This window comes from Oribacterium sp. oral taxon 102, assembly GCF_013394775.1.
Classification (GTDB): domain Bacteria; phylum Bacillota; class Clostridia; order Lachnospirales; family Lachnospiraceae; genus Oribacterium.
Map to the genome: position 1 here is coordinate 1355305 of NZ_JABXYT010000001.1, position 17601 is coordinate 1372905.

Here is a 17601-nt window from a genome sequence, read left to right on the forward strand (position 1 = left end):
GACGGACTGGTTTACAGGGCGCATCCGTGCTATGATGTGAGTCGAGGCTTGCAGGAAGCCGACGCACTTAGGAAGAGGAGAGAGGCATGAGAGCAGACATTGAAATCGCGCAGGATGCGGAGCTTATGAGGATCCGGGAGCTTGCCGCGCGTTATGGGATCGGGGAGGAAGAGCTGGAGCTTTATGGGAAGTACAAGGCGAAGCTCTCCGACGAGCTCTGGGAGAGGGTGAAGGACAGAGAGGACGGGAAGCTGGTGCTCGTCACCGCGATCAATCCGACACCGGCAGGAGAGGGCAAGACGACGACCTCGATCGGACTCTGTGATGCGCTGAATCTGCGCGGCAGACGAACAGTCGTCGCGCTGCGGGAGCCGAGCCTCGGTCCCTGCTTCGGCATTAAGGGCGGCGCCGCAGGCGGCGGCTATGCGCAGGTCGTACCGATGGAGGATCTGAATCTCCACTTTACCGGAGACTTCCACGCGATCACCAGCGCGAACAATCTTCTCGCGGCGCTGCTGGACAATCATATCAAGCAGGGCAACGCACTGCAGATCGACCCGAAGCAGATCAACTGGAAGCGCTGCCTCGATATGAATGACCGCGCGCTCCGGAATATCATTATAGGACTGGGCGGCAGGGCGGACGGCGTGGTCAGAGAGGATCATTTCGTGATCACTGTCGCCTCCGAGATCATGGCAATCCTCTGTCTCGCAGACAATATGGAGGATCTGAAGAAGCGCCTCGGACGTATCATCGTCGCCTACAATACGGCAGGAGAGCCGGTCACGGCAGAGGCGCTTCAGGCAGTCGGAGCGATGGCGGCACTTCTGAAGGATGCGATCAAGCCGAATATCATACAGACACTCGAGCACAATATGGCGATCGTTCACGGCGGACCGTTTGCCAACATTGCGCACGGCTGCAATTCTGTGCAGGCGACCCGCTTCGCGATGAAGCTCGGGGAGATCGCGGTCACGGAGGCGGGCTTCGGTGCAGATCTCGGTGCGGAGAAGTTTTTCGATATCAAGTGCCAGATAGCGGGGCTCCGGCCGGATGCCGTCGTGCTCGTGGCGACGGTACGCGCATTGAAGTATAACGGCGGCGCGGCGAAGACGGCGCTTTCCGAGGAGAACCTCACGGCGCTCTCCGACGGCATCGTCAATCTGGAGAAGCATATTGAGAATCTGCAGAGCTACGGCGTGCCTGTGATAGTGGCGATCAACCGCTTCGCGACGGATACGGAGAGAGAGCTTCATTTCATTGAGGGATTCTGCCGGGAGAGGGGCGCGGAGTTTGCGCTCTCCGAGGTTCACGGCAGGGGCGGCGAAGGCGGCCTTGCCCTTGCGGATGCGGTGCTCCGCAGCCTGGAAGAGAGGAAGCCGGACTTTAGACCGGTACAGATCCTGACAGACTCTCTCAGGCAGAAGATTACGGCGGTGGCGGAGCGGATCTACGGCGCGGACGGAGTGGACTTCCTGCCGAAGGCGGAGAAGGAGCTTGAACGGCTGACGGCACTCGGCTTCGGGGGGCTTCCGGTCTGCATGGCGAAGACACAGTACAGTTTCTCGGACGACCCGAAGAAGCTGGGGCGGCCGCGGAACTTCCGTATCACGATTCGGGATGTCAGCGTCTCCGCCGGGGCGGGCTTCGTGGTCTGCCTGACCGGTGAGATCATGACGATGCCAGGGCTCCCGAAGCTTCCTGCGGCGAATGGCATCGACGTAGAGGACGGGAAGATAATCGGTTTATTTTAGCAGGAAAGGCAGAATATGGCTAGGTTCAGCGAGTGGCTCGGGGATACGGCGTATACGGTGCTCTGCGGAGATCCGGAGGAAACAGAGGTTTCGGAGCTTGCGTTCGATTCCCGGAAGGCAGTGCCGGGGGCGGTTTTTGTTTGTATGAGGGGGAGCACAGTGGATTCGCACCGCTTCCTCCCGGAGGTCGTGGAGAAGGGGATTGCCGCGGCTGTGGTAGAGGAGGATGCGGAGGAGCTGCCGCTCCCGCTTTCATCGCTTCCCGAGGGGTTTACGCTCATACATGTCGATTCCTCCCGTGCGGCGCTTGCGCGGCTTTCTGCTGCGCGCTTCGGCTATCCCGCGCGGAAGATGACGATGATTGCCATTACCGGGACGAAGGGCAAGACCACGACGGCGCACATGCTGCGTTCCATTCTGCAGTGCGCAGGCATCCCTGCCGGCCTGATCGGGACGACCGGCATCGAATATCAGGGGAAGCACATCGAGACGAAGAATACGACGCCCGAGTCCTACGAGCTGCATCGCTGCTTCCGGGACATGTATGAAAGCGGCTGTCAGGCGGTCGTGATGGAGGCGAGCTCACAGGGCTTCAAGCTGCATCGGACGGACGGAATCGACTTTGATTACGGCGTATTTACCAATATCGAGCCGGATCATATCGGACCGAACGAGCATGCGGATTTCGAAGAATACAAGTATTTCAAGTCCCGCATTTTCTGCCAGTCGAGGGTAGGGCTTCTGAATCTGGATGCAGACTATGCGGACGAGCTGCTCCATAGCGCACCCTGCCGGATGTATACCTTCGGAATCGACCGCGCTGCGGACTTCACGGCACAGTCGGTGCGCCATGTGAACAGCGCAGGCTTTGTCGGCGCGGAGTTCGATGTGCTCGGTATGGCAAAGCTCGACGTAAGGCTGAATCTGCCGGGAAAGTACAATGTTTACAATGCGCTCGCGGCGCTCTCCGTAGGCAGTCTGATGGGATTGAAGCCGCGCAGCATTCTGGAGGCGCTCTGCCATGTCAGGGTCGACGGCAGGATGGAGGTCGCGTTCCGGAACGAAAGGATGACGGTGCTTGTGGACTATGCGCACAACGCGATGGCGATGGAGAACCTGCTCAGAACCCTGCGGGAGTATGAGCCGAAGCGGCTGGTTGTGGTCTTCGGCTGCGGCGGGAACCGGGCGAAGGAACGGCGGTACGGGATGGGAGAGACTGCCGCGAGACTGGCGGATCTAAGTGTCCTGACGGCGGACAATTCCCGCTTCGAGAGAACAGAGGATATCATCGCGGACATCCGCTCGACCTTGGAGACAGCGGGCGGCCGTTTTGTGGAGATTCCGGATCGGAGAGCGGCGATCGAGTACGCGATGGGGAATGCAGAGGACGGGGATATGATCGCGGTGATCGGCAAGGGGCATGAGGACTACAACGAGCAGAACGGCGTTCGTACGCATTTCCTGGATCGGGAGGTCATAGAGGAAACAGCAGAAAAGCTGGGGCTTTTCAGACAGTGAGGAAAGAGAAGGGCATGGAGACGGCAGACCGGAGCTTCGGGTTTTCGGACGAGGGAATCGAGAGGATCGTGCTGGATTCTCGTCAGGACAGTACGAACGGGCTTTTCGTCCCGATTATCGGGGAGAAAAGCGACGGACATGATTATATCGAGATGGCGATCCGAAACGGTGCGCGCGCTGTGCTTTCGAGCCGGGACTGCGGATCGCTTGCCGCCGCATACCCGGCGGTACGCTTCTATCCGGTGGAAGACACCCGGAGAGCATTGCAGGAGATTGGTCTCATGGAGCGGCGCAGATTCCCGGGCACGGTGATCGGCGTGACGGGCTCCGTCGGCAAGACGACGACCCGCAGCATGATCGCCGCGGCGCTCTCCGCAGAGCGTAGGGTGTTCCAGACCGCGGGTAACGCGAATTCACAGGTCGGTGTGCCGGTCACGCTCTTTCAGATGCGGCGGAGCGAGGCGGAGCTTGCCGTGATCGAGCTCGGGATGTCCGAGCCGGGGGAGATGACGCGGATCGCACGCATCGCCTGCGTGGACATTGCCGTCATTACCAATATCGGAACCGCGCACATCGAGAATCTGAAGACGCAGGAGAACATCCTGCGGGAGAAGCTGCATATTCTGGACGGAATGCGGGACGGCGGACTGCTCCTTCTGAATGCCGAGGATCCGCTGCTTTCCGGGGTGACGCGGGAGACGCTTTCCCGCTTCGGGATCGCGGAGGGAAAGGAGATCCGGATCTGCCGTTACCGTCCGGAGAAGGAGGAGGCTGCCCGTCCGAAGCTGCTTGTGAGAGGCTATCATATGCAGCAGAATGCTGCCGCCGCGCTGCGGATCGCCTCGGAGCTCGGCGTATCGGAGGCAGCGGCGAGGCAGGCACTTGCACGGTTCGGCGGGCTGCAGGGACGCGGAGAAATCTTTACGACGAAGGGTGGCGTAACGATCATAGATGATGCTTACAACGCGAGTCCCGCGTCCATGCGGGCGGGACTTTCTGTGCTGTCCGAGCTTCGCGGAGAACGGAAGATCGCGGTGCTGGCGGATATGCTGGAGCTGGGAGAACGGGAGGAGAGCTATCATCGGGAGCTCGGAAAGCTGATTTCGGAGCTGCATATCGATGTGCTTTTTCTCTATGGCAGACTGGCGGCGCTCATTGGGGAGAGCGTGCAGCAGTATGGCGATACAGCAGGACATAAGCCGGCGATCTCCTATTTTACGGATTTGACGGAGCTTCGGAACACGGTTTGTTCCGTGGCGCACACCGGAGATGTGCTGTTGTTCAAGGGCTCGAATTCGATGCGGCTCTCCGATATCGTGTCGGAGCTTCGAAAGGAAAGGGAATAAAGGAATCTTTGTACGCGCAGGTCATCATCGATATCACAAATGAGGCGTTGAATCATGCCTATACCTATCGTGTTCCGGAGGGGATGCAGGTGAAAGCAGGGGATAGAGTTTCTATCCCCTTTGGTCATCTCAGGAAAACCGGCTATGTGCTGGAGCTCACGGAGAAGACGGGCTATGCGCCGGAGAAGCTGCGGGAGCTTTTTGGGAGAGTGGAGGGCGCGGTCACCATGCAGGAGCAGCTGATCCGCCTCGCCGTATGGATGTCGGAGGAATATGGCACGACCCTGAACCAATGCCTGAAAACCGTGCTTCCGGTGAAGCGCGCCGTAGGGAAGAATCGGAGACGGATTGATCCGCTTATGCGTTATCTGTCCGAGGAGGACAGGGAGGTCTGTCTGAATGCGGAGCAGCAGCGGGCGGTGGAGGAGGTGCTCCGGGGCTTTCGACGGAGCCTCTCAGCGGATGATGCCGTCTTTTCAGAGAAAAATGCTGCATCTTCGGAGAGTAATGCGGGTTCTTCCGATAGCAATGCGGTATCTTCGGGGGAAAGGGCTCTTTCGCCGGAGCATGGGGCGGTACGCTATCTTCTCCACGGCGTCACCGGCTCCGGGAAGACAGAGGTTTACCTGCATATCATGGACGAGGTTCTGCGGGCGGGAAGACAGATCATATTTCTGATTCCGGAGATCTCTCTGACCTACCAGACCGTCCTTCGTGTTTCTCGTCGCTTTCGCGGAAGGGTCGCGGTGCTGCATTCCCGTATGAGCATGGGGGAGCGTTTCGAGCAGTACCGGAGATGCGAGAGGGGAGAGGTAGATATTCTGATCGGGCCCCGCTCCGCGGTCTTTGCTCCCTTTGCGCGGCTCGGACTGCTCGTTATGGACGAGGAGCACGAGGCGGCATACAAGTCGGAGACCGCACCCCGCTATGAGACCAGAGAGGTCGCATGGGAACGGGCGAGGATCGCGGGCTGTCCGCTCGTCTACGGCTCTGCCACGCCCTCCCTCCGCCTGTTTCATCTCGCGGAGGAGGGGGAGGTTCGGCTGCTGACGCTCTCCCGGCGGGCGAAGGCGGGCAGCCGTCTGCCCGTCCTGGAGATCGCCGATCTCCGGGAGGAGCTTAAACGGGGAAACCGTTCGATTTTTTCGGAGCGCCTTTCGTCCTTACTTTCGGAGACGCTTCGACGTGGGGAGCAGAGTATGCTCTTTCTGAATCGCCGCGGCTATTCCAGCTTCATCAGCTGCAGGAGCTGCGGAGAGGCGGTGAAGTGTCCGCACTGCGATGTGAGCCTCACCCTGCACCGGGACGGCATCCTGCGCTGCCATTACTGCGGATATGCCAAGCGGCTGATGCAGAAGTGTCCGAGCTGCGGGAGCCCCTATATCGCGCCCTTCGGCTTCGGGACGGAGAAGCTCGAGAGCTTTACCAGAGAGCGCTTCCCGGAGGCGCGCATTCTCAGAATGGATGCGGATACGACGCGGCGGAAGGGCGGACACGAGGCGATCCTTTCGGCATTCCGGAAGCAGGAGGCGGACATCCTGATCGGGACGCAGATGATCGTCAAGGGGCATGACTTTCCGAATGTCACGCTGGTCGGGATGATTGCTGCGGATATGAGCCTTTCGGCACCGGACTTCACGGCACAGGAGCGAACCTTCCAGCTCCTCACACAGGCGGCGGGGCGTGCCGGACGGGGAGAGACGCCGGGCAATGTCATCATTCAGACCTATCAGCCGGAGCATTATGCGATACAGCTCTCACAGAAGCAGGATTACAGAGGCTTTTATGAGCGCGAAATGCAGTTTCGAAGGCGGCTCGGCTACCCGCCCTGCGAATACCTGCTTACGATACAGCTCAGTGCCGGCGACGAGGATCTGCTGAATGCGATCGCACAGGAGACGGTGCGGGAGCTGCTGCCATATGCTGCGGAATCTGAGGCGGAGCTGCTGGGCCCCTTTAATGCGACGGTCTACAAGCTGAAAGACATTTTCCGAAAAATCGTGTATATTAAGCACAGGGAGCATGCTATAATCATTAAGCTCAGAGAGGGCTTCGCCGCGCGGCTGAGAAAGCACGACCGACGGGGACAGCTTCTTCTGAACTATGACATACAGTGAGAGAACAGAGAGGAAGTATAAATATTATGGCGTTGAGAACGATTCGCATAGACGGAGATCCGATCCTGGAGAAGGAATGCAAGCCGGTGCGGGAGCTGACAGAGCGCACCCGGGAGCTGATTCAGGATATGTTTGAAACGATGTACAGGGAGCAGGGGGTCGGACTCGCCGCCCCGCAGGTCGGCATATTGAAGCAGATCTTCGTTGTGGACATCGGAGACGGGAACCGATTTGTCTGCATCAATCCGGAGCTTACGCCGATCGGAGAGGAGCTGCAGACCGGAGAGGAGGGCTGCCTCTCCATTCCGGGCAAGCAGGGCATCGTAACCCGCCCGATGCGGGTACATGTCAGGGCGAGAAATGAGGATTTTGCGGCGATCGAGTTCGACGCGGAGGGCTTCCTCGCCCGTGCGATGCAGCACGAGAACGATCACCTCCACGGCATCCTTTATCGCACAAAGGCCGAGGGAGAGCTGGAGGACGTGGAGTACGAGGAGCTGGTGGAGGAGAATACGGAGGAAGAGGGAAACGAGGCGGCGCTCGGCTGAGACGCTGTATCGGCAGGAGGCGTAAGGAATGAGAATCGTATTTATGGGGACGCCGGATTTTGCGGTGGCCACGCTGGCGGCGCTGGTGCGGGCGGGACATGAGATCCCGCTCGTGGTGACGCAGCCGGATAGGCCGAGAGGACGGCACGGAGCACTGCAGAAGTCAGAGGTGCGTCTCTTCGCGGAGGCGCAGGGGATACCGGTGATTACGCCGGAGAGGCTCCGGCAGGATACGGCGGCACAGGAGCAGCTCCGCGAAATCGCGCCGGAGCTGATTGCGGTTACGGCATTCGGACAGATTCTCCCGAGAGAGGTGCTGGAGATCCCGCGCTACGGCTGCATCAATGTGCATGCTTCACTCCTTCCGAAGTACCGCGGCGCATCGCCGATCCAGTGGGCGGTGCTGAACGGGGACGAGCGCGCAGGCGTCACGACGATGATGATGGATGTCGGACTGGACGATGGGGATATCCTCGAGCAGGCTTCCATCCCGCTGGACAAGAGGGAGACGGGCGGCAGCCTTTTCCGTAAGCTTGCGCCGCTCGGCGGGGAGCTCCTCGTGAAGACGATCGCGGATCTCGAGGCAGGGACGATGCCGCGGACGCCGCAGAATGCGCTGGAGGCGACGAAGGTCGGGATGTTCACGAAGCAGAGCGGACGGATCGATTGGAGCGAGAGTGCGGAGAAGATTGAACGGATGGTGCGCGGGCTGAATCCCTGGCCGTCGGCATTTACAGAGCTCCGCGGCAGGCAGCTGAAGCTCTGGGAGACGGAGCTTGCGGACAGCGCGGCGCTTTCCGGAGAAGGTGTCCGCTGCTGTGCCGCGCTTCCGGGTAACGGCAGTCTCTATACGGATGGCAGGGTGCTCTATGCGCGCTGCGGAGAGGGCGTGCTCCGGATCCTCGAGCTGCAGCTGGAGGGAAAGAAGAGGATGAGGACAGAGGAGTTTCTTCGGGGGTATCAATTCTGATGCAGGAAAGAAGAGAAGTGCAAGGCGGCGGAGGGAAAGAGGAGAGGCGGCACAGTGCGCCGGCTATGCAGGGCAGACGCCCGGCAGGCGGCAGGCAGGACGGGAGGAGGCGCGGCAGGCAGGACAGCATAGCGGCGCGAAGGGGAGCTGCTGCGCCGCACCCCCGGACGGAGAGCAGCAGGGAGGATCCGCGTGCTGTGGCGCTCGCTGTCCTGATGGATATTCTGGAGGATGGCAGATTTTCGCATCTTGCCCTCCGGGAGACCCTGCGGAAGTATCCCTCTATGCCTGAGCGCGACCGCGCTTTCCTTACGCGGCTCTGTGAGGGAACAATCGAGCTTTCGATCCAGCTGGACTATCTCCTGAACGATTATTCGAAGATAAAGGTGAAGAAGATGAAGCCGCTGATTCGGAACATTCTTCGCATAGGCGCGTATCAGATCCTCTATATGGACAGGGTGCCGGACAGCGCCGCTGTCAACGAGTCAGTAAAGCTCTGCAAGAAAAGGGGGCTCAGCGGACTTTCTGCCTATGTCAATGCGGTGCTCCGCAGCATCGAGCGGGAAAAGGCGCAGATTTTCGAGCGGCTTCGAAACGAAGAGGAAACGCCGCTTTTCATCCGCTATAGTCTTCCGGAATGGCTCTTTGAATATCTCGTCCTGTGCTATGGCAGAGGGGAGACGATCCGCATGGGGGAGTATTTTCTCTCAGAGGAGAATCGGAGCTTCGTGCGCTACCGTGACGGGCACAGCGCGCAGCTTGGCGGCAACCTTTCGGAGCGGGCTGATTTCAAGTCCGGAGAGATGACGGTACAGGATTACAGTTCACAGCAGGTCGGGCTGCTCGCTGATCCTAAGCCGGGGGATCTGGTCGTGGATCTCTGCGCGGCGCCGGGCGGCAAGGCATGTCATATCGCGGAGCTGCTCAAGGGGAACGGCGAGGTTTCGGCGCGGGATCTCTCGAAGGAGAAAACGGTGCTGATTGAGGAGAACCGCCGACGGCTTCGTCTCACGAATCTGAAAACCAAGGTCTGGGATGCACGGATAAGGGATGAGAGTCTGCTTACGCCGGACGGGGAAGGCAGGGCGGATATCGTGCTCTGCGACCTCCCCTGCTCCGGACTCGGCATCCTGAAAAAGAAGCCGGATATCCGTTACAGCGCGAGTCTTGACGGGATACGGGGGCTGCAGGCGCTGCAGCGGGAAATATTGACGGTCGCGAAGGACTATGTCCGGCGGGGCGGACGGCTTCTCTACTCGACCTGCACGCTCACGCGGGAGGAGAATGAGCAGAACCGGGACTTCATCGAGAGGGAGCTGGGGCTTCGGTTGCTGCGGGAACAGAAGCTGCTGCCGGGACAGCCCTCGGACGGCTTCTATATCGCAGAATTCAAAAAGGAATAATTGACGCAATGTAAGGTCTACGCGTTGCTTACACATCGCTTCATGTGCATGCCTGTATGACGGGGGATCTATATATTAATGAATGAAATAAAGAAATCGCTTCGTGATCTGGAGCTTGGCGAGCTCACCGAAATTCTCCTCGAAGCGGGAGAGCAGGCATTCCGTGCGAAGCAGCTCTATGCGTGGCTGCATCGGAAGCTCGCCGGCAGCTATGCGGAAATGACGAATCTGGGGACGGCACTTCGGGAGAAGCTCAGCCGCAGCTATTCTGTCGCGTTGCCGGAGCCTGTCGCGGTGCCGGAATCGAAGCTGGACGGTACGAAGAAGTTTATCTTCCGGCTGGAGGACGGGCATGTGATCGAATCGGTCTGGATGAAGTACCGGCATGGCAATTCGGTCTGCATTTCCAGTCAGGTCGGCTGCCGCATGGGCTGTCGCTTCTGCGCCTCCACGCTGGACGGGCTCGCGCGGAGCCTCAGCAGCGGAGAGATGCTTGCGCAGATCTATCAGATTCAGAGGCTGACCCGCGAGCGGGTTTCCAATGTCGTCGTCATGGGCTCCGGCGAGCCGCTGGACAATTATCCGGAGCTGACGCGCTTTCTCCGCATGATCTCGGATGAGAACGGACTGCATATTTCTCAGAGGAATATCACTGTCTCGACCTGCGGGCTGCCGTCTGAGATCCGGCAGCTCGCTTCGGAGGGCTATGCCATTACTTTGGCGCTCAGTCTCCATGCGCCGAACGATACGGTGCGGCAGACGCTGATGCCGATCGCGAGGCGTTATTCCCTCCAGGAGGTGCTTCCGGCGATGGAATACTATTTTGAGAAGACCGGACGCCGCGTCACCTTCGAATATTCCGTAGTGCAGGGCGTAAACGACACGGAGGATGAGGCAAGGGAGCTTGCGCGGCTGCTCGGGAACTGGAAGCGCGGCGGGAGCTGCCAGTGCCATGTGAACCTGATTCCCGTCAACCCCATCCGGGAACGGGGCTGGAAAAGACCGGAGCGGAGAAGCGTCGAGGCATTCCGGCAGCTGCTGTGCAGGAATGGGATCAATGCGACGATACGAAGAGAGATGGGCTCGGATATTTCCGGCGCCTGCGGACAGCTGCGGCGGGATTATCTCAGGGAGGAGACAGCAGAGCGCTGAGGCGGGGGAGACAGATGGAATTCTTTGCGAAAACAGATAAGGGGAGGAAGCGGCGAATGAATCAGGATTTCGTCTTCGCGACGGATCAGCCGCTCGGATCGCTTCCGAATCTTTTCCTGCTGGCAGACGGCATGGGAGGACACAGGGCGGGGGACTATGCCTCCCGCTTTCTGGTGGAGCAGCTCCGCACAGAGCTTTCAGAGACCGCAGAGCTGCCGCTGGTGCGTCTCCTCGAGAAGAAGATCGGACGCGTGAACGAGGCGCTTTATCGCCTTTCTATGGAGAATGAGAGTCTGCGCGGTATGGGCAGCACCCTTGTCTGCGCCGTCATAGAGGACAGGACGATGACGATTGCCAATATCGGCGATTCCAGGGCGTATCTGATCCACGACGGCAGGATACGGCAGATTACCCGCGATCACAGCTTCGTGGAGGAGATGGTCGGCAGGGGGATGATGCGGAGAGGCTCCGAGGAGTATCAGCATTCGAAGAACATTATTACCCGCGCCGTCGGCATCGAAGAGACGGTGGAGGCGGACTTCTTCGAGCTGGAGCTCACGGAGGGGGACTTCGTCCTGCTCTGCTCCGACGGGCTCAGCAATATGGTAGACAATGAGAGCATGCTTAGTATCGCATTGGACAGTGCCCCCGTCCGGAGCAAGACACAGGCGCTGATCGATATGGCGAATATCAATGGCGGCAGGGACAACATCGGTGTGATCCTGATCGATCCCCTCGGAGAGGAGACTGCGGTATGAAGCTGGAGAACGGAATGCTACTGAACGAGCGATACCTGATCGAATCAGTGATCGGACAGGGCGGCATGAGCTATGTCTACCGCGCCGAGGATCAGCGGATGCGCCGCCCGGTCGCCATCAAGCTGCTGAAGGAGGAGTACTGCGAGGATGAGGAGTTTATCCGTAAGTTTCAGAATGAGGCGCAGGCGGCGGCGAAGCTGAACCACCCGAATATCGTCGCGGCATACGACGTCATCGACGACGACGCGGCGAAGCTTCATTATATCGTGATGGAGCTCGTCGAGGGAATTACCCTGAAAAACTACATCCAGCGGAAGAGCAGGCTGAACAACCGGGAGACGATCGGCATTGCACTGCAGGTCATCGACGGGATCGAGCAGGCGCATAAAATGGGGATCGTTCATCGCGATATCAAGCCGCAGAATATGATCGTCAGCACGGACGGCGTCGTCAAGGTAGCAGACTTCGGTATTGCCCGTGCCGCGACGCAGCAGACGGTCAATGCGACGGTCATGGGATCGGTACACTATATCTCTCCGGAGCAGGCGCGCTCCGGCGCCTCGGACGAGCGCTCTGACATCTATTCCTTCGGCTGCACGCTCTATGAGATGCTGACCGGAAGGGTGCCCTATGACGGCGATACCAGCGTGTCTGTCATGTTCTCTCATCTGGAGGATCCGGTGCCGCGGGTATCCGAGCTCGTCGCCGAGGTCTATCCGGCATTGGATCTCGCTGTATACAAGTGCATGCTGAAAAATCCGGAGCTCCGTTATCAGCACATCGGAGAGCTCGGAGAGGATCTCCAGAGAGCGTTGGAGCAGCCGGACGGCAGCTTCATCGAGATTCCGGAGACGACGGAGGACATGCGGCTTTCCGCCGCCGGGAGATCGGACAGGGCGAACGGGAAGGGAAGCGGACAGAGGGAGACAGCAGAGGACGGGAATCAGGATGTCCGAGGCAAAATGAATATGCTCTACCGCGGGATCGCGGCTGCCTGTGTAGGGATGATCGTCCTGCTGCTGCTCTTTCTCGTCTTCCAGCTCTTTCGTATTCTGCATTCCGCATCGCAGAGGGAGACGACGGCGGCACAGGAAAGCATGGCGGAGAGCCTCACGGAGCCGGTGAATATCACGATCTCGGCACTGGAGACCCGTCTCCCGAACATCATCGGGAAGACAGTGGAGGAGGCGAGCGTTTATCTCGGAGACTACGGGCTGCGTCTCCGAAGAGAGGGCTCGGAGTTTTCGGACAGTTACCCGGAGGGACAGATTGTCAGCTATCCGGATGGAAACTATGCTTCCGGAGATACGGTGCCGGTAACGGTTTCCAGAGGACCTCTGACGCTTAGCTTCTACGATCCTGCAGCACCGGAGAATCTGGACATGCTGCATAATATGCGCTTTTCAGAGCTTCGAAAGGAGCTGGAGGACAGAAACATCCCGTTTCGCTACAGCATGGAGTTTTCGGATGAGGTCAGGGAGGGCAATGTGATCTCGACCAACAAGCCGGATACGGGCGGTGCGGAGGAGCTGCAGATCATCGTCAGCCAGGGCTCTGCCAAGGATCGGGCGGTGACACCGAGACTGATCGGATATTCGGTGGAGGAGGCAGAGGCGCTCCTGCAGGACGCCTCCCTGCAGCTCGGAGAGCTGCGCTATGCCCCGAGTGCGGATATGGAATACGGCATCATCCTCGGACAGAGCTATGAGGAGGGGACAATCCTGAACAAGGGCACGACGGTGGATATCACTGTCAGCTCCGGCACGGGGAGCGCGCCGCAGGAGAGCCGGCAGAGTACGCGGAGCTACTGGTACGGCAGCCTCAACCGGACGGTGAAGCTCGGGACAGGCGGTCCCGGAATCGAGGGGAAAATGCTGGTTTCCATCCGGCTTCGGCAGGATATCAACGGGGAAAGCATCTATACCAGCCTGCAAAGCGCCAGAAGCTACAGCCTCGGCACGGAGCTGCAGGTGGTATACTCGCGCATCAAGGGCGCGGAGGGGATCCCGACCGGAACCGTCGAGATCGTGGATGCGGAGAATGACAGCATTCTCGCATCCTATGAGGTGGAATTTGCACCATAAGGGAACAGCATGAATTTAAAGGGAAAGATTTTCAAGGGCATCGGGGGCTTCTACTATGTGCATACGAGGGAGGGAGACTACGAGTGCCGCGCGAAGGGGAGCTTCCGGAACCGGAGGGAGAAGCCGCTGGTGGGAGACCTCGTAGAGCTCACACCGGTGGAGGATTCGGAAAAGGAGCGGACGGGGAATGTTGTCCGCATCCTGCCGCGGAAAAACGAGCTGATTCGGCCGGAGGTCAGCAATGTCGATCAGGCGGTCGTGATCTTTTCGCTGCGGAACCCTGCTCCCAGCCTGAACGTGCTGGATCGTTTCCTGATCAATATGGAGCGGCGGGAGATCCCGACGGTTATCTTCTTCAATAAGAGCGACCTTTGTGAAAGTGAGGAGGACAGCTGCTACGCTGCACATCTTCGGGAAATCTATGAGAGAGCGGGCTATCCGGTGCTCGTGCTGAACACGAGGGAGGAGCACTTCCGGGAGGAGGTTCTCCGCATACTCAGGGGGAAGACGACAGTGCTCTCCGGTCCCTCCGGTGTGGGGAAGTCCAGCATTACCAACTGGATCCATCCGATGGCGCAGATGGAGACGGGGGAGCTTTCCCGTCGGATCGCGCGGGGGAAGAACACGACGCGCCATACGGAGTTCTTCTATCTGGACGATGAAACCTATGTGCTGGATACGCCGGGCTTCACCTCTCTATTCGTGACGGAGGTTCCCTCGGAGCGGCTGATGTACTATTACCCGGAGTTCGAGCCGTACCGTACGAGGTGCCGCTACCATACCTGTGTACACATCGGGGAGGGCAGGGCGGTCTGCGCCGTGAAGCGCGCAGTAGAGGAGGGCGGGATTTCGGAGGAACGCTACCAGAGCTACCGGCAGCTCTATCTGGAGCTTCGGGACATGGAACGCTATTAAGGAGAGGGAAAATGAACTATGTCTTAGCGCCGTCTATTCTGGCGGCAGACTTCGGCGCGCTTCGGGAGGCGCTTCGGATTGCAGAGGAGGCGGGAGCAGACTGCTTCCATTTTGACGTCATGGATGGCTGTTTCGTCCCCAATATTTCCTTCGGTCCCGCGCTGATCTCCACGCTCCGCGGCGCTTCGGAGGCATTCTTCGACGTACACATGATGGTGGAGCAGCCGGAGCGCTACCTCGCGGATATAAGGGAGGCGGGAGCGGATCGGATCACGATCCATGCGGAGGCGACGCGGCATCTGGATCGTGCGCTCAATCAGATCCGGGAGCTGGGCGCTTCGGCAGGGGTGGCGCTGAACCCTGCGACCCCGGTTTCTGTGATAGAACAGATTCTCCCGCTTGTCGATATGGTGCTGATTATGTCCGTGAATCCGGGCTTCGGCGGGCAGAAGCTGATCCCCTATACACTGGACAAGCTTCGCGCGCTGTCGGCGCTTCGGGACAGGCTGGGGCTCCCTCTCAATCTCGGAATCGACGGCGGCGTGGCAGAGGGAAACCTGCCGGAGATCGTCGATAGCGGCGCGAACTTTATCGTTGCCGGCTCCAGCGTCTTTCGCCCGCAGGATAAAATCGGGGAAAACGTCCGCGGACTGCTATCCATACTTGAAAAAGCGGGGAAATGAGGGTATCATAGGGAGTTAAAGAGCGCCGCACAGCGTCTCTTCATGAACAAACAGAGGGAGGAAGATATTCCATGCTAGACATCAGATTCGTCAGGGAAAACCCTGCGCTTGTGAAGGAAAACATCAGGAAAAAGTTCCAGGATTCGAAGCTGGAGCTGGTAGACGAGGTTATCCGCCTCGATGCGGAGTCGAGGAGGGTACAGCAGGAGGCGGATGAGCTTCGAAGCAGGAAGAATCAGGTGTCCAAGCAGATCGGTGCGCTGATGGCGAAGGGCCGGAGAGAGGAGGCGGAGAAGGTCAAGGCAGAGGTTGCTGAGATTTCCGACCGCCTGAAAGCGCTCGAGGAGCGGGAGCCGCTGCTTCGGGAGGAGGTTCAGAAGCGAATGATGGTCATTCCGAATATGATCGATCCCTCTGTGCCGATCGGACCGGATGACTCTCACAATGTCGAGAACCAGCGCTACGGAGAACCTGTGGTGCCGGACTTTGCCGTGCCGTATCACACCGACATCATGGAGAGCTTCGGCGGCATCGATCTCGATGCGGCGGGGCGTGTGGCAGGCAACGGCTTCTACTATCTGGTCGGGGATATTGCGAGGCTGCATTCCGCGATTCTGAGCTATTCCCGTGACTTCATGATCGACAGAGGCTTCACCTATGTGATCCCCCCGTACATGATCCGCTCCAACGTCGTGACCGGCGTCATGTCCTTCGCGGAGATGGACGCGATGATGTACAAGATCGAGGGCGAGGATCTCTACCTGATCGGCACCTCGGAGCATTCCATGATCGGCCGCTTCATCGATCAGATCCTTCCGGCGGAGCAGCTTCCGCTGACGCTCACCTCCTATTCCCCCTGCTTCCGCAAGGAGAAGGGTGCGCACGGCATCGAGGAGCGCGGCGTATACCGCATCCACCAGTTCGAGAAGCAGGAGATGATTGTCGTCTGTGAGCCGGAGCAGGCGATGGACTGGTATCAGAAGCTCTGGCAGAACACGGTTGACTTCTTCCGCTCCATGGAGATTCCGGTTCGTACCCTCGAGTGCTGCTCCGGAGACCTTGCCGATCTCAAGGTGAAATCCTGCGATGTGGAGGCATGGTCGCCGAGACAGAAGAAGTATTTCGAGGTAGGCTCCTGCTCGAATCTGGGAGACGCGCAGGCGCGGAGACTGAAGATCCGCATCAAGGGGGAGGATGGGAAGAACCATCTCGCCTACACCTTGAACAATACCTGTGTGGCGCCGCCGAGAATGCTGATCGCCTTCCTTGAGAACCGGCTTCAGGCAGACGGCAGCGTGACGATTCCGGAGGTTCTGAGACCGTACATGGGCGGCAAGGAGATCCTGATTCCGAAGTACAATTCCATCACCGGAAAGAAAAACAGCTGATAGCGCCTGAAATGAAGAGGGGGGAGCCTTCCGGCTCCCCCCTCTTCATTTCAGGAAGATTTCACAACTGTATCATCCATAGTAATACAGTTGTAATAAATTATTAATTGTATTGCAATGCGGCTTTAGTGTATACTTCTGATGAAATACGGAATGTCGCAGGAGCCGGGAAACGGGCGGGGAGGCAGCTTGGAAGCATTGATTAAGGTGCGGGATCTGTACAAAATCTTTCATATCGGGAGCAATGAGGTCTTCGCGCTGAACGGTGTCAGCTTCGATATCTATCAGGGGGAGTTCATCGCGATTGTGGGCACCTCCGGTTCCGGGAAGTCCACCTGCCTGAATATGCTCGCGGGTCTGGAGAAGCCATCGAAGGGTGCGATCCAGATCGCAGGAGCACGGATCGATCGGATGACGGAGGCGGAGCTTGTGCGCTTTCGTCGGATGAACGTCGGCTTCATTTTCCAGAGCTACAATCTGCTGAACTCGATGAATGCGCTGGAGAATGTCGCGATGCCGCTGATGTTCCGGGGGCTTCCGGAGGCGAAGCGGATGAAGGCAGCTAGGAAGTATCTGGAGCTGATGGGAATCGGGAATCAGGGGCAGCACATGCCGAATCAGATGTCCGGCGGGCAGCAGCAGCGGGTCGGCATCGCGCGGGCGCTCGTGATAGAGCCGAAGATCATCTTCGCGGATGAGCCGACCGGAAATCTGGACTCGCATACGACGGAGGATGTTCTGAATCTGATGCGCCGTATCGTGACGGAACAGAACAAGACGCTCATTATGGTGACGCATGATAATCATATCGCGGGATGGGCAGATCGACAGCTCCGCGTCGTCGACGGCAGGATCGTCGAGACGGTATATCGGGAGGGCAGCGAGATAGAGAAGCGGATTCTCGCGGAGAACGGAGAGCTGCCGTTCACAAGAGTAGACCCTGTCACAGCATAGATGAAAGGCAG

The 17601-nt window shown here is 59.0% G+C and carries 14 protein-coding genes; all 14 read left to right on the top strand.

Going from position 1 to position 17601, the window contains the following annotated elements; genetic code table 11:
* Window positions 1-86 precede the first annotated feature (86 nt).
* The 14 genes from HW273_RS06215 to HW273_RS06280 all read left to right on the top strand — a co-directional run bounded on the left by HW273_RS06215 (window position 87) and on the right by HW273_RS06280 (window position 17590).
* Window positions 87-1754 (top strand): formate--tetrahydrofolate ligase, encoded by a 1668-nt coding sequence (locus tag HW273_RS06215; RefSeq protein WP_179010952.1) that lies wholly within the window; start codon window positions 87-89, stop codon window positions 1752-1754.
* A 15-nt stretch (window positions 1755-1769) separates the two neighbouring features.
* Window positions 1770-3272 carry a UDP-N-acetylmuramoyl-L-alanyl-D-glutamate--2,6-diaminopimelate ligase gene (locus HW273_RS06220; RefSeq protein ID WP_179010953.1) on the top strand — a complete coding sequence of 501 codons (1503 nt, stop codon included), beginning with the start codon at window positions 1770-1772 and terminating at the stop codon, window positions 3270-3272.
* A 14-nt stretch (window positions 3273-3286) separates the two neighbouring features.
* Complete coding sequence (locus HW273_RS06225) at window positions 3287-4618, top strand: UDP-N-acetylmuramoyl-tripeptide--D-alanyl-D-alanine ligase (RefSeq protein ID WP_179010954.1); 1332 nt, start codon at window positions 3287-3289, stop codon at window positions 4616-4618.
* An 8-nt stretch (window positions 4619-4626) separates the two neighbouring features.
* Window positions 4627-6735, top strand: a complete 2109-nt coding sequence (priA, locus tag HW273_RS06230) for a replication restart helicase PriA (protein WP_179010955.1) — start codon at window positions 4627-4629, stop codon at window positions 6733-6735.
* Between the two features lie 26 nt (window positions 6736-6761).
* Entirely contained in the window at window positions 6762-7283 is a 522-nt protein-coding gene (gene def, locus HW273_RS06235; protein WP_179010956.1) for a peptide deformylase, read from the top strand.
* 28 nt (window positions 7284-7311) lie between these two features.
* Window positions 7312-8253 carry a methionyl-tRNA formyltransferase gene (gene fmt, locus HW273_RS06240; RefSeq protein ID WP_179010957.1) on the top strand — a complete coding sequence of 314 codons (942 nt, stop codon included), beginning with the start codon at window positions 7312-7314 and terminating at the stop codon, window positions 8251-8253.
* Entirely contained in the window at window positions 8253-9656 is a 1404-nt protein-coding gene (locus tag HW273_RS06245) for a transcription antitermination factor NusB (protein WP_179010958.1), read from the top strand. Before fmt ends, HW273_RS06245 begins: the two co-directional genes overlap by 1 nt.
* A 78-nt stretch (window positions 9657-9734) precedes the next feature.
* Window positions 9735-10808 carry a 23S rRNA (adenine(2503)-C(2))-methyltransferase RlmN gene (gene rlmN / locus HW273_RS06250; RefSeq protein WP_179010959.1) on the top strand — a complete coding sequence of 358 codons (1074 nt, stop codon included), beginning with the start codon at window positions 9735-9737 and terminating at the stop codon, window positions 10806-10808.
* A 14-nt stretch (window positions 10809-10822) separates the two neighbouring features.
* Window positions 10823-11566 (top strand): Stp1/IreP family PP2C-type Ser/Thr phosphatase, encoded by a 744-nt coding sequence (locus tag HW273_RS06255; RefSeq protein WP_179010960.1) that lies wholly within the window; start codon window positions 10823-10825, stop codon window positions 11564-11566.
* Window positions 11563-13650 carry a Stk1 family PASTA domain-containing Ser/Thr kinase gene (gene pknB / locus HW273_RS06260; protein WP_179010961.1) on the top strand — a complete coding sequence of 696 codons (2088 nt, stop codon included), beginning with the start codon at window positions 11563-11565 and terminating at the stop codon, window positions 13648-13650. The genes HW273_RS06255 and pknB overlap by 4 nt, the downstream gene beginning before the upstream one ends.
* A 9-nt stretch (window positions 13651-13659) precedes the next feature.
* The gene (gene rsgA / locus HW273_RS06265; RefSeq protein ID WP_179010962.1) at window positions 13660-14565 is read left to right on the top strand and encodes a ribosome small subunit-dependent GTPase A; all 906 of its coding nucleotides are present in this window, start codon (window positions 13660-13662) and stop codon (window positions 14563-14565) included.
* Window positions 14566-14576: 11 nt separating this feature from the next.
* Entirely contained in the window at window positions 14577-15248 is a 672-nt protein-coding gene (gene rpe / locus HW273_RS06270) for a ribulose-phosphate 3-epimerase (RefSeq protein WP_179010963.1), read from the top strand.
* Between the two features lie 71 nt (window positions 15249-15319).
* A complete protein-coding gene (serS, locus tag HW273_RS06275) occupies window positions 15320-16636 on the top strand; it encodes a serine--tRNA ligase (protein ID WP_179010964.1) in 1317 nt (438 codons plus the stop codon).
* Window positions 16637-16777: 141 nt separating this feature from the next.
* Window positions 16778-17590, top strand: coding sequence for an ABC transporter ATP-binding protein (locus tag HW273_RS06280; RefSeq protein ID WP_179010965.1), 813 nt, complete (start codon window positions 16778-16780; stop codon window positions 17588-17590).
* The last annotated feature ends 11 nt before the right edge of the window (window positions 17591-17601 follow it).

Bases quoted from the DNA above. Each gene is read 5' to 3' on its own strand.
- fmt (WP_179010957.1), top strand. From the start codon at position 7,312: ATGAGAATCGTATTTATGGGGACGCCGGATTTTGCGGTGGCCACGCTG.
- def (WP_179010956.1), top strand. From the start codon at position 6,762: ATGGCGTTGAGAACGATTCGCATAGACGGAGATCCGATCCTGGAGAAG.
- rpe (WP_179010963.1), top strand. From the start codon at position 14,577: ATGAACTATGTCTTAGCGCCGTCTATTCTGGCGGCAGACTTCGGCGCG.
- HW273_RS06215 (WP_179010952.1), top strand. From the start codon at position 87: ATGAGAGCAGACATTGAAATCGCGCAGGATGCGGAGCTTATGAGGATC.
- HW273_RS06225 (WP_179010954.1), top strand. From the start codon at position 3,287: ATGGAGACGGCAGACCGGAGCTTCGGGTTTTCGGACGAGGGAATCGAG.
- rsgA (WP_179010962.1), top strand. From the start codon at position 13,660: ATGAATTTAAAGGGAAAGATTTTCAAGGGCATCGGGGGCTTCTACTAT.
- HW273_RS06220 (WP_179010953.1), top strand. From the start codon at position 1,770: ATGGCTAGGTTCAGCGAGTGGCTCGGGGATACGGCGTATACGGTGCTC.
- rlmN (WP_179010959.1), top strand. From the start codon at position 9,735: ATGAATGAAATAAAGAAATCGCTTCGTGATCTGGAGCTTGGCGAGCTC.
- pknB (WP_179010961.1), top strand. From the start codon at position 11,563: ATGAAGCTGGAGAACGGAATGCTACTGAACGAGCGATACCTGATCGAA.
- HW273_RS06280 (WP_179010965.1), top strand. From the start codon at position 16,778: ATGAAATACGGAATGTCGCAGGAGCCGGGAAACGGGCGGGGAGGCAGC.
- HW273_RS06245 (WP_179010958.1), top strand. From the start codon at position 8,253: ATGCAGGAAAGAAGAGAAGTGCAAGGCGGCGGAGGGAAAGAGGAGAGG.
- HW273_RS06255 (WP_179010960.1), top strand. From the start codon at position 10,823: ATGGAATTCTTTGCGAAAACAGATAAGGGGAGGAAGCGGCGAATGAAT.
- serS (WP_179010964.1), top strand. From the start codon at position 15,320: ATGCTAGACATCAGATTCGTCAGGGAAAACCCTGCGCTTGTGAAGGAA.